11 protein-coding genes are annotated in these 11,426 nt (G+C 73.6%); 10 read left to right on the forward strand and 1 reads right to left on the reverse strand.

Annotated features, from left to right (window positions below):
* Positions 1-1,122: a pyruvate dehydrogenase (acetyl-transferring) E1 component subunit alpha gene (gene pdhA / locus ABZ810_RS33740; protein WP_358410182.1), complete on the reverse strand. Its 1,122-nt coding sequence runs from the start codon at positions 1,120-1,122 to the stop codon at positions 1-3.
* Positions 1,123-1,197: 75 nt separating this feature from the next.
* On the opposite strand from pdhA, the gene ABZ810_RS33745 reads away from it, so the two are divergent.
* The 10 genes from ABZ810_RS33745 to ABZ810_RS33790 all read left to right on the forward strand — a co-directional run bounded on the left by ABZ810_RS33745 (position 1,198) and on the right by ABZ810_RS33790 (position 11,395).
* Entirely contained in the window at positions 1,198-1,710 is a 513-nt protein-coding gene (locus tag ABZ810_RS33745; RefSeq protein ID WP_358410183.1) for an Lrp/AsnC family transcriptional regulator, read from the forward strand.
* Complete coding sequence (locus tag ABZ810_RS33750) at positions 1,707-2,780, forward strand: P1 family peptidase (RefSeq protein WP_358410185.1); 1,074 nt, start codon at positions 1,707-1,709, stop codon at positions 2,778-2,780. The genes ABZ810_RS33745 and ABZ810_RS33750 overlap by 4 nt, the downstream gene beginning before the upstream one ends.
* A gap of 20 nt (positions 2,781-2,800) precedes the next feature.
* Positions 2,801-3,421: a TetR/AcrR family transcriptional regulator gene (locus ABZ810_RS33755; protein ID WP_358410186.1), complete on the forward strand. Its 621-nt coding sequence runs from the start codon at positions 2,801-2,803 to the stop codon at positions 3,419-3,421.
* Between the two features lie 109 nt (positions 3,422-3,530).
* Positions 3,531-5,528 (forward strand): phenylacetic acid degradation bifunctional protein PaaZ, encoded by a 1,998-nt coding sequence (gene paaZ, locus ABZ810_RS33760; RefSeq protein ID WP_358410188.1) that lies wholly within the window; start codon positions 3,531-3,533, stop codon positions 5,526-5,528.
* Positions 5,525-6,451: a 1,2-phenylacetyl-CoA epoxidase subunit PaaA gene (paaA, locus tag ABZ810_RS33765; protein WP_358410189.1), complete on the forward strand. Its 927-nt coding sequence runs from the start codon at positions 5,525-5,527 to the stop codon at positions 6,449-6,451. Before paaZ ends, paaA begins: the two co-directional genes overlap by 4 nt.
* Positions 6,448-6,726 (forward strand): 1,2-phenylacetyl-CoA epoxidase subunit PaaB, encoded by a 279-nt coding sequence (gene paaB / locus ABZ810_RS33770; protein ID WP_358410191.1) that lies wholly within the window; start codon positions 6,448-6,450, stop codon positions 6,724-6,726. The genes paaA and paaB overlap by 4 nt, the downstream gene beginning before the upstream one ends.
* Positions 6,726-7,553, forward strand: a complete 828-nt coding sequence (paaC, locus tag ABZ810_RS33775) for a 1,2-phenylacetyl-CoA epoxidase subunit PaaC (protein WP_358410193.1) — start codon at positions 6,726-6,728, stop codon at positions 7,551-7,553. The genes paaB and paaC overlap by 1 nt, the downstream gene beginning before the upstream one ends.
* A complete protein-coding gene (gene paaD / locus ABZ810_RS33780; protein ID WP_358410194.1) occupies positions 7,547-8,035 on the forward strand; it encodes a 1,2-phenylacetyl-CoA epoxidase subunit PaaD in 489 nt (162 codons plus the stop codon). Before paaC ends, paaD begins: the two co-directional genes overlap by 7 nt.
* A 2-nt stretch (positions 8,036-8,037) precedes the next feature.
* On the forward strand, positions 8,038-9,111 hold the full coding sequence (gene paaE / locus ABZ810_RS33785; RefSeq protein WP_358410196.1) for a 1,2-phenylacetyl-CoA epoxidase subunit PaaE: 1,074 nt from the start codon (positions 8,038-8,040) through the stop codon (positions 9,109-9,111).
* Between the two features lie 166 nt (positions 9,112-9,277).
* On the forward strand, positions 9,278-11,395 hold the full coding sequence (locus tag ABZ810_RS33790) for an MMPL family transporter (protein ID WP_358410197.1): 2,118 nt from the start codon (positions 9,278-9,280) through the stop codon (positions 11,393-11,395).
* The last annotated feature ends 31 nt before the right edge of the window (positions 11,396-11,426 follow it).

Genomic DNA, 11,426 nt, shown 5'->3' on the forward strand with positions numbered 1-11,426 from the left:
TCACGCCTCCTCCGCGAGTTCGTCCCGCAGGACCTCGGCCTGCTCGCGCAGCTGGGCGGTGGGCGCGGCGTAGACGTGCTCGAACAGCGCGCCGTGCGCCGGGGGCTCGGAGGCGGGCAGCCGGTCGCGCAGGTCGGCGGCGGCACGTTCGGCCGCGTCCTCGATCTCCGCGGCCCGGACGTCGTCGAGCAGGCCGGTGCGCCGCAGGTAGGCGGTGATCCGGTCGAGCGGGTCGCGCTCGCGCCACGCCGCGACCTCGTCGTCGGTGCGGTAGCGGGTGGCGTCGTCGGCGTTGGTGTGCGCCTCGATCCGGTACGTGTGCGCCTCGATCAGCGTGGGGCCGCCGCCCGAGCGGGCCCGCTCGGCCGCCTCGCCGACCGCGGCGAGCACCGCCGCGACGTCGTTGCCGTCGACGCCGACGCCCGGCACGCCGTACCCGACGGCCTTGTGCGCCAATGACGGCGCCGCGGTCTGCCGGGCCAGCGGCACCGAGATCGCGTACCCGTTGTTCTGGACGAAGAAGACGACGGGCGCCTGGAACACGGCCGCGAAGTTCATCGCCTCGTGGAAGTCGCCCTCGCTGGTGGCGCCGTCGCCGAGGAACGCCAGCGCCACGGTGTCCTCGCCCTTGGCGCGGGCCGCGTAGGCGAAGCCGACCGCGTGCGGCGCCTGCGTGGCCAGCGGGGTGCACTGCGGCGCGGTACGGCAGGCCACCGGGTCGTAGCCGCAGTGCCAGTCGCCGCGCAGCAGGGTCAGCACCTCGACCGGGTCGATGCCGCGGGCGACCAGCGCGACGCTGTCGCGGTAGGTCGGGAAGATCCAGTCGGTGGGCCGCAGCGCGAGCACGGCGCCCACCTCGCTGGCCTCCTGGCCGTGCGAGGAGGGGTAGACGGCCAGCCGTCCCTGCTTGACGAGGTTGGTGGCCTGGCGGTCGAACCGGCGGCCCAGGACGAGCGCGCGGTGGGCGGCCTGGAGCGCCTCGGGGCCGGGCGGTTCGAGGCCTCCGGCGCGGGACCTGGCGGAGCGCCTGCCCCGTTCGTCGATCAGCTGGAGGGGAGCCTGGGCGGGCAGCAGTTCGATACCGGACTTCGTTGTCACGGCGTTTCTCCTGGTCTCGGCCATTTGCCCGTTACAGTGCTCTGATCAGCGCCATTCGTCCAGATCACCTGGGCAACCCGAGACAGGTGGAGCGAATCGATGAGTTCCGGTGAGCATGTGTCCACGTCCGGCGGCGCGCCGCGGCAGGTTTCTGGACTTTCGGCCCCGGCCCTGGACGACGTCGACCGGAAGATCGTCGAAGAGTTGTCCAGGGACGCCCGCCTGTCGGTGCGGGCGCTCGCCGAACGCCTGCACATCTCCCGCGCGAACGCCTACAACCGGCTCGACCGGCTGATGGCCGACGGGGTGCTGCGGGGCTTCGCGGCCCGGCTCGACCCGGTCAAGGCCGGGTTCGGCACCTCGGTCTACGTGACCCTGAAGATCGAGCAGAACTCCTGGCGGGACGTCCGCGACCGGCTGCGCGAGCTGCCCGCCGTCCGGCACTTCGCGCTGCTGGGCGGCGACTTCGACGTCCTGGCGCTGGTCCGGGTCCAGGACGCCGCCGAGCTGCGCAGCCTCGTCCTGGAGGAGCTGCACTCGATCCCCGGCGTGCGCAGTACCCGCACCCTGGTGATATTCGAGGAGTCCTCGGACGATCTACTGCTCACATGACAGGCAACGCATCGGGCGGCGCACCGACAGGCGCATCGACAGGAGCTTCGGGCGGCGCATCGACCGGCGGGGCGCGGCTCCGCGACCTGGGGCACCGGATCGGGTGGCTGGAGCCGGGCCCGCACAACGCCATCACCGACGTCGCGGGGGTGCTCGTCGGGCACACGACGCTGGTGGACGACGACAAGGGCGTCTACACCGGCGTGACGGCGGTCGTGCCGGCCGCGCTCGACCACGCCCGCACGCTGCCCGCCGGGCTCCACGTGGCCAACGGGTACGGCAAGCTCGTCGGCGCGACCCAGCTCATGGAGCTCGGCGAGCTGGAGACGCCGATCCTGCTGACCGCGACGTTGTCGACGTTCCGCGCGGCCGACGTCCTGGTGACCCGTCACCTCGACCGCGCCCCGGGGCGCGTCACCACGGTCAACCCGGTGGTCGGCGAGGTCAACGACTACTGGCTGTCGGACGCGGAGCCGCGGCCGATCACCGCCGAGCACGTGCACCGGGCGCTGGACGGGGCGCACGGCGGCCCGGTGGCGATGGGCAACGCCGGCGGCGGGACGGGCGCCTGCGCGCTCGGTTTCAAGGGCGGCATCGGCTCGTCCTCCCGCCGGGTGGAACTGCGGGACCGCGAGGTGACGGTGGGCGCGCTCGTCCAGGCCAACATGGACGGCAACCTGCGGCTGCCCGACCGCGTCGTCACGCCCGAGTCGCTCGGCGTCGAACGGGCCGGGCCGCCGACCGCGTACGGCTCGTGCGTGGTCGTGGTCGCGCTCGACCTCGCCTGCGAATCCCGGCAGCTCGCGCGGATCGCCGCCCGGGGCGCCATCGCGCTCGGCCGGGCCGGAGCCGCGTTCAGCCACGGCAGCGGCGACTACGGCCTGGCCTTCTCCACCGTGCCGGACCAGGCGCCGCGCAAGCTGGACATGGTCGATCTCGACCGGGTGTTCGTCGCGGTCATGGAGGCGGTGGAGGAGGCGGTGCTGGACGGGCTGCTGGCCGCCACGACGATCAGCACCCCGCGCGGGCGGCGGGCCACGGCCGTGCCCCATGAGGCGGTCGCGGTCTGAGCGCCTGGGATACTCGGGTCGTGTCTTCCAGTGTCTCCGCCCGTCAGGGCGCCAGGAGGGGGCGCCCCGGCCACGACCTCGAATCGGTCCTGGCGGCCGCCGCGCAGCTGTTCAACGAGCGCGGCTACGAGGCGACCGGCATGGAGGCGCTGGCGCGCCGGCTCGGCATCACCAAGTCGGCGATCTACCACCATGTCGAGAGCAAGGAAGAGCTGCTCAAGCTGGCCACCGACCGGGCGCTGGACGGCCTGTTCGAGGCCGCCGACGAGGCGCGGGCCCGCGACGGCCGGGCGATCGAGCGGCTGGAGTTCCTGACCGAGCGCAGCGTGCACGTGCTGGCCGAACGGCTGCCGTTCGTGACGCTGCTGCTGCGGGTGCGCGGCAACACCGAGGTGGAGCGGCGGGCGGTGGAGCGGCGCCGCGCGTTCGACCACCTGGTCGCCGAGATGATCGAGCGGGCCGCCGAGGAGGGCGACCTGCGCCCGGACGTCGATCCGGCGGTCGGGGCGCGGCTGCTGTTCGGCATGGTCAACTCGCTGACCGAGTGGTACCGCCCGGACGGCGGCATGGACGTGGACGCGCTGGCCGTCCTCGTCCGCCGGACCGCCTTCGACGGCCTGCGCCTCTCCCGCGACGACTGACCCGGCGTGCCGGCGCGACGCACCGGCCGGACGCGCCCTGGTGTGCCTCGCCCTGCCGGGTTAGAATTACTTACCGAACGTCCGGTCGGTAATTCTGGGAGGACCGCTCATGGCCGTGTTGCGCAGCTACGTCTCCGGGGCCTGGCAGGCGCCGCCGGACGAGGGTGCTCCGCTCCTCGACGCCGTCACCGGCGAGGAGGTGGCCCGGTTCGCCACCACCGGCCTGGACTACGCGGCGGCGCTGGCCTACGGCCGCCGCTCCGGCGCGGCGCTGCGCGAGCTGACCTTCCATCAGCGCGCCGCGCTGCTCAAGGCCCTCGCCTCGCACCTGAACGAGCACCGCGAGGAGCTGTACGCCCTGTCGGCCCGGACCGGCGCCACCCTGGGCGACTCCAAGATCGACATCGACGGCGGCATCGGCACGCTGTTCGCGTTCTCCAGCAAGGGCCGCCGTGAGCTGCCCAACGACTCCCTCTACGTCGACGGCGACGTGGAGGGCCTCAGCAAGGGCGGCACGTTCGTCGGACGCCACGTCATGACCCCGATGCGCGGCGTCGCGGTCCAGATCAACGCGTTCAACTTCCCCGTCTGGGGGCCGCTGGAGAAGTTCGCCCCGGCGTTCGTCGCCGGGATGCCGAGCCTGGTCAAGCCCGCCCCGCAGACCGCCTACCTCACCGCGCGCCTGGTCGAGCTGATCGTCGAGTCCGGGCTGCTGCCCGAGGGCTCCCTCCAGCTCGCCTGCGCCGCCCCCGCCGGCCTGCTCGACGAGCTCACCGGGCAGGACGTCCTGGCGTTCACCGGCTCGGCCGGCACCGGGGCCCGCCTGCGCACCCACCCGGCCGTCGCCGAGCGCGCGGTGCGCTTCAACGCCGAGGCCGACTCGCTCAACTGCTCCATCCTCGGCCCGGACGGCGACCTCGACCTCTACGTCAAGCAGCTCACCGCCGAGATGACCGTCAAGGCCGGGCAGAAGTGCACCGCGATCCGCCGCGCGTTCGTCCCGCGCGACCGCGTGGACGAGGTCGTCGAGGCCGTCCGCGCCCGGCTCGCCAAGGTCGTCGTCGGCGACCCGTCGGCCGAGGGCGTGCGGATGGGCGCGCTCGTCAGCCTTCAGCAGCGCGACGAGGTCCGCACCGCCGTCAAGGCCCTCGGCGGCGAGATCCTCTTCGGCGACCCCGACAACGTCGAGATCACCGGCGACCGCGCGCAGAACGGCGCGTTCGTCTCGCCGCTCCTGCTCCTGGGCGACCCCGATCGCGCCGAGCCGCACGAGGTCGAGGCGTTCGGCCCGGTCGCCACGGTCATGGCGTACGACTCGGTCGGCCAGGTCGTCGACTACGCGGCCCGCGGCAAGGGCAGCCTGGTCGGCTCGGTCGTCACCGAGGACGCCGCGTTCGCCCGCGAGGTCGTGCTCGGCGCCGCCGCCTGGCACGGCCGGATGCTCGTGCTCGACCGGTACGGCGCCAAGGAGTCGACCGGGCACGGCTCGCCCATGCCCGCACTCACCCACGGCGGTCCCGGCCGCGCGGGCGGCGGTGAGGAGCTGGGCGGCGTGCGCGCCGTCCTCCACCACATGCAGCGCACCGCCGTGCAGGGCTCGCCGAACGTCCTCACCGCGATCACCGGCCGCTGGACGCCGGGCGCCGACCGTTCCGACGACGCGACGCACCCGTTCCGCAAGACGCTGGCCGAGCTGCGCGTCGGCGACTCGGTGACCGCCGGGCCGCGCGCCGTCACGCTGGAGGACGTCGACCACTTCGCCGAGTTCACCGGCGACACGTTCTACGCCCACACCGACGAGGAGGCCGCCCGCGCCAACCCGCTGTTCGGCGGCATCGTCGCGCACGGCTACCTGGTGGTGTCGTTCGCCGCGGGGCTCTTCGTCTCGCCCGAGCCCGGGCCCGTCCTGGCCAACTACGGCCTGGAGAACCTGCGCTTCCTCACCCCGGTCAAGCCGGGCGACGAGCTGACGGTGACGCTCACCGCCAAGCAGATCAGCCCGCGCGAGAACGCCGGCTACGGCGAGGTGCGCTGGGACACCGACGTCACCAACCAGGACGGCGCGTCGGTCGCCAAGTACGACGTCCTCACCCTGGTGGCCAAATGAGCACGTTCGACGACCTGATCGCCGCCGACCAGCGGATCGAGCCGCGGGACGAGATGCCCGACGCCTACCGCGGGACCATGGTCCGGCAGATCTCCCAGCACGCGCACTCCGAGATCATCGGCATGCAGCCGGAGGGCTACTGGATCACCCGCGCGCCGTCGCTGCGGCGCAAGGCGATCCTGCTGGCCAAGGTGCAGGACGAGGCGGGCCACGGGCTCTACCTCTACTCCGCGGCCGAGACCCTCGGCGTCGACCGCGACGACCTGTCCGAACGCCTGATCGACGGCCGCCAGAAGTACTCCTCCATCTTCAACTACCCGACGCTGAACTACGCCGACGTCGGCGTGATCGGCTGGCTGGTGGACGGCGCCGCGATCTGCAACCAGGTGCCGCTGTGCCGCAGCTCGTACGGGCCGTACGCGCGCGCGATGATCCGCATCTGCAAGGAGGAGTCGTTCCACCAGCGGCAGGGCTACGAGCTGCTGATGACGATGATGGGCGGCACCGACGCCCAGCGCGCGATGGTGCAGGACGCCACCGACCGCTGGTGGTGGCCGTCGCTGATGATGTTCGGCCCGCCCGACGGCGACTCGCCCAACACCGCCCGGTCGATGGCGTGGAAGATCAAGCGGCACACCAACGACGAGCTGCGCCAGAGGTTCGTCGACATGACCGTCCCGCAGGCCGACCGGCTGGGCGTCACGCTGCCCGACCCCGAGCTGCGCTGGAACGAGGAGCGCGGTTCCCACGACTTCGGCACGCCCGACTGGGACGAGCTCAAGCGCGTCATCTCCGGCGACGGGCCCTGCAACGCCGAGCGCGTCGCCCACCGGCGCCGCGCCCACGAGGACGGCGCGTGGGTCCGCGAGGCCGCCCTCGCCCACGCCGCCAAGCAGACCGCCGGGCAGGAGGGATCGCGATGAGCTGGCCGCTGTACGAGGTGTTCGTCCGCGGCAAGCGCGGCCTCAACCACGTCCATGTCGGGTCGCTGCACGCGCCGGACGACGAGTCGGCGCTGCACAACGCGCGCGACCTCTACACCCGGCGCAACGAGGGCGTGAGCATCTGGGTCGTGCGGTCGTCCGCCATCACCGCGTCCAGCCCCGACGAGAAGGACGCCTTCTTCGAGCCCAGCGGCGACAAGGTGTACCGGCACCCCACCTTCTACGCCATCCCCGACGACGTGCCGCACATCTGATGAGCGGCGACAACGTCTACGAGGCCCTCACCGCCGACGGCACCGGCGACGCGCGCTGGGCGTTCGGCACCGGCTTCAGCGACCCGCTCGAGGGCGTCGAGATGACGCCGGCCGGCGACGACCTGGCCGCCTACTGCCTGATGCTCGGCGACGACGCGCTGATCATGTCGCACCGGCTCCAGGAGTGGGTCACCCGCGCCCCCGAGCTGGAGGACGAGGTCGCGATCGCCAACATCGCCCTCGACCTGCTCGGCCAGGCCCGCCTCCTGCTGGCGCGCACCGGACGCGACGAGGACGAGCTCGCCTTCGCACGCGACGCCGGCGAGTTCCGCAACGTGCGGCTGGCCGAACTGCCCAACGGCGACTTCGCCGAGCTGGTCGTGCGCCTGCTGATCTTCTCGACCTGGCGGCTGGCGGTGGTGTCGCGGCTGCGCGGCTCGTCCGACCCGGTGCTGGCCGCGATCGCGGCCAAGGCGGTCAAGGAGCTGGCCTACCACCGCGACTACGCCGCGCGCTGGGCCGTCCGGCTCGGCGACGGCACGGAGGAGTCGCGGCGGCGCATGCTGGACGCCCTCGACGAGCGGTGGCCCTACGTCGCGGACCTCTTCGCGGCCGACCCCGTGGAGAGGGGCCCGTTCGCCGTCGACCCCGCGTCCGTGCGGCCCGAGTTCGACCAGGTCGTCGGCGAGGTGCTCGGCCGCGCGACGCTGGCGGTGCCCGCCTCCGGCGGCGAGCCCGCCGCGCGCGGCACCCGCACCGGCGCGCTCGCGCCGCTGCTGGAGGAGATGCAGGGCGTGGCCCGGACGCTTCCGGGGGCGACATGGTGACCGCGCTCGAGATCGCCCGGACCGTCACCGACCCCGAGCTGCCCCAGCTCACCCTCGCCGAGCTGGGCGTCCTGCGCGAGGTGGCCGAACGGGACGGCCGGGTCACGGTGTGGATCACGCCGACCTACACCGGCTGCCCCGCGATGGACACCATGCGCGACGACCTCGTCCACCGCCTGGAGGACGCCGGGTACGGCGAGGTCGACGTCCGGGTGACCCTGGCCCCCGCCTGGAGCAGTGACTGGATCACCGCCGAGGGACGCCGCAAGCTCGCCGACGCGGGCATCGCGCCGCCCGGACGCGCTCCGCGCCGCACGTCCGGGCCCGTCCCGCTCACGCTCGGCCCGACCAGGACGGCGGCGTGCCCCCTCTGCGGCTCGGCCGACACCGAGGAGCTGTCGGAGTTCGGCGCGACCGCGTGCCGGGCGCTGCGCCGCTGCCGGTCCTGCCGCGAGCCGTTCGACCACTTCAAGGAGCACTGACCGTGGCCGCCTCCTCCGCCCGGACCCCGCACCGGCTGCGCGTCGACAGCGTCGACCGGCTCTGTGACGACGCGGTCGCCGTGACCTTCGCCGTGCCCGCCGGCCTGGCCGGGCTCTACGCCTTCCGGCCCGGCCAGTCGCTCACCCTGCGGCGCCTGGTCGACGGCCGCGACGAGCGCCGCTCGTACTCGATCTGCGCCCCCGCCGACCGGGCGCTGCGCGTCGGGGTGCGGGAGGTCCCCGACGGCCTGTTCTCCTCGTGGCTGGTCCGGGACGTCCGGCCGGGCGACGAGATCGAGGTGCTCCCGCCGAGCGGCTCGTTCACCGCCGAGCTCGAGCCGGGCGCGCACCACGTGCTGATCGCCGCAGGGTCCGGCATCACGCCGGTCCTGTCGGTCGCCGCGTCCGCGCTGTCGGTGCCCGGCAGCCGGGTCACCGTCCTGTACGGCAACCGCAGCAGCGAGACCGTGATGTTCGCCGACGAGCTGGCCGATCTCAAGGACGCCCACCCCGACCGGCTCCATCTCGTGCACGTGCTGTCCCGGGAGCCGCGCGAGGCCGACCTGCTGACCGGGCGTCTGGACGCCGCCAAGCTGCGCGCGCTCCTGCCCGCCCTGGTGCCGGTCGGCGACGTCGACCACTGGTGGTTGTGCGGCCCGCACGGCATGGTGACCGGGGCCATGGAGGTCCTGGCCGAGATGGACGTTCCGGGGGAACGGGTGCACCGCGAGCTGTTCTACGTCGAGGACGTCCCGCCGCCCCCGCGCGTGCGGCCCGCCGACGAGCCCGCCGGGCCGGTCACCCAGGTCACCGTGGTCCTGGACGGCCGCACCACGTCGCTGGACCTCCCCGAGGGCGCCACCGTCCTGGAGGGCGCCCAGCGGGTCCGCCCGGACATGCCGTTCGCCTGCAAGGGCGGCGTGTGCGGCACCTGCCGCGCCAAGGTCACCGGCGGCGAGGTCACGATGCGGCGCAACTACGCCCTGGACGCCGCCGAGCTGGCCGCCGGCTTCGTCCTCACCTGCCAGTCCGAGCCGGCCGGGGACGCCCCGGTGACCGTCGACTTCGACGCCTGATCGGCGGCCGGCGGGTGCCGCTGCGGCACGTGAAGATCACTGTTTGAGATCATATGCATCCGAACGCCTGGTCCCCCGCGAAGTGAGGTGTAGCGACCCTCGCGGAGGGTAGCGAGCTCAGCGCGCCCCGGAGGTGGGGCGCGGCTCCCCGCAGAAAGGCCCCTGGATGCCCCGGCTCAACCGTCGTCTGCGCTGGCTGGCGCCGTTCCTCGTCCTGCTCGTCTGGCTGGTGGGCGTCGGCCCGTTCGGCCAGTACGCGGGCAAGCTGGGAGAGGTGCAGGGCAACGACAACGCCACCTTCCTCCCCGCCGGCGCCGAGTCGACCAAGGTGCGGCTCCTGGAGGAGCGGTTCAGCGCCCCCGGCGTCACCCCGCTCATCGTGATCTGGGAGGACGGGAAGATCACCGAGGAGCAGCGCGCCGCGGCCGGCCAGGCGCTCCAGGCCGCGGTGCGGACGGGCGTCACCACCGGGACGGTGTCGCCGCCGATCCCCTCCGAGGACGGCGGCGCGCTCCAGGCCGTCATCCCGCTGAAGGAGAGCGCGGGCGAGCCGGAGGAGCTGATCGACAAGATCGAGACGGCGCTCGGCGAGGTACCGGGAACGCGGCTGTACCTGGCCGGGCCGGCGGCGCTCCAGGCCGACCTCTCCTCCGCGTTCGCCGGGATCGACAGCGTGCTGCTCCTGGTGGCGCTCGGCGTGGTGCTGATCATCCTGCTGCTGGTCTACCGCAGCCTCGTGCTGCCGCTCATCGTGATCGTCGGGGCCGTGCTCGCGCTGGCGCTGGCCTGCGCGCTGGTCTACTTCCTCGCCGACGCGGGCGTGCTGAAGCTCAACGGCCAGACGCAGGGCATCATGTTCATCCTCGTGGTGGGCGCGGCGACCGACTACGCGCTGCTCATGGCGGTCCGGGCCCGTGAGGAGCTGGCGGGCGGGGCCGACCGGTGGCGGGCCGCGGCGGTCGCGTGGCGCCGTTCCCTCGCGCCGATCGGGGCCAGCGCGCTCACCGTGGCGCTCGGCCTGCTCACCCTGCTGTTCAGCGACCTCAACTCCAACCGGTCGCTCGGCCCGGTCGCGGCCATCGGCATCGGCTGCGCGATGTTGTCGGCGCTCACCTTCCTGCCGGCGGCACTCGCGCTGCTCGGCCGCAAGGCCTACTGGCCGACCAGGCCCGGCAAGGCGGGAACGGCCGGGACGGCCGGCGTCGGCGTGTGGACCCGCGTCGCCGACCTCATCGGCCGGCACCCGCGCCGCGTCTGGATCGCCACCACGCTGGTCCTCGTCGGCTTCGCGGCGCTGGCGCCCACCCTGAAGGCCGGCGGCATCCCGCAGACCGAGGTGTTCCTCAGCCCCACCCCGGCCGTACGCGGCCAGGAGGCCCTCGCCCGGCACTTCCCCGCCGGCACCGGCAACCCGGGCGTGATCATCACCCGCGCCGGCGCCGCGGCCGCGGTCACCGAGGCGGCCGGACGCGTCGACGGCGTGGTGAACGTCCGGCCCGGCGGCGGCTCCGGCGGAGCCCCCGCGGCCGGGGGACGGCCGCGCGAGGTCGGCGGCCTCGTCAAGCTCGAGGCCACCCTGTCCTCCTCGCCCGACGGCCTCGCCGCCCAGGACACGATCAAGCGGCTGCGCACGGCGGTGCACGCCGTGCCCGGCGCGGACGCGCTCGTCGGCGGCTACACCGCGACCCAGCTGGACACGCGGGTCACGTCCGAGCACGACCGCAGGCTCATCATCCCGATCGCCCTGGCGGTCATCGCGGTGATCCTCGCGCTGCTGCTGCGCGCCGTCGTCGCGCCGCTGCTGCTCATCGCCACGGTGGTCCTGTCGTTCGCGGCCACGCTCGGCATCTCGGCGGTGGTCTTCAACCACCTGTTCGGGTTCACCGGAGCCGATCCGGTGGTGCCGCTGTTCGGGTTCATCTTCCTGGTCGCGCTGGGCGTGGACTACAACATCTTCCTGATGACCCGCGTCCGCGAGGAGACGATCGCGCACGGGACCCGGGAGGGCGTGCGGCGCGGGCTCGTGGCGACCGGCGGTGTGATCACGTCGGCGGGGGTCGTGCTGGCCGCCACCTTCGGCGCGCTGGCGGTGATCCCGCTGGTGTTCCTGGTCCAGATCGCCTTCATCGTGGCGTTCGGCGTCGTCCTGGACACCCTGGTCGTCCGGTCGCTGCTGGTGCCCGCGCTGGTGTACGACCTCGGCGACCGGACCTGGTGGCCCGCGTCCCCGGCGAGCAGGGCGAACGCGGCCGCCGAGACCCGCGAGGAACACCTTGTGACCTGACTCACATCCTGGATCTCCCGGCAACCCCCGG

It is taken from the genome of Spirillospora sp. NPDC047279, from assembly GCF_040643285.1.
Taxonomy (GTDB): Bacteria; Actinomycetota; Actinomycetes; order Streptosporangiales; family Streptosporangiaceae; genus Spirillospora.

Coding starts and splice junctions, on each gene's coding strand:
- pdhA (WP_358410182.1), bottom strand. CDS start 1,122: ATGGCCGAGACCAGGAGAAACGCCGTGACAACGAAGTCCGGTATCGAA.
- ABZ810_RS33745 (WP_358410183.1), top strand. CDS start 1,198: ATGAGTTCCGGTGAGCATGTGTCCACGTCCGGCGGCGCGCCGCGGCAG.
- ABZ810_RS33750 (WP_358410185.1), top strand. CDS start 1,707: ATGACAGGCAACGCATCGGGCGGCGCACCGACAGGCGCATCGACAGGA.
- paaZ (WP_358410188.1), top strand. CDS start 3,531: ATGGCCGTGTTGCGCAGCTACGTCTCCGGGGCCTGGCAGGCGCCGCCG.
- paaA (WP_358410189.1), top strand. CDS start 5,525: ATGAGCACGTTCGACGACCTGATCGCCGCCGACCAGCGGATCGAGCCG.
- paaB (WP_358410191.1), top strand. CDS start 6,448: ATGAGCTGGCCGCTGTACGAGGTGTTCGTCCGCGGCAAGCGCGGCCTC.
- paaC (WP_358410193.1), top strand. CDS start 6,726: ATGAGCGGCGACAACGTCTACGAGGCCCTCACCGCCGACGGCACCGGC.
- paaD (WP_358410194.1), top strand. CDS start 7,547: ATGGTGACCGCGCTCGAGATCGCCCGGACCGTCACCGACCCCGAGCTG.
- ABZ810_RS33790 (WP_358410197.1), top strand. CDS start 9,278: ATGCCCCGGCTCAACCGTCGTCTGCGCTGGCTGGCGCCGTTCCTCGTC.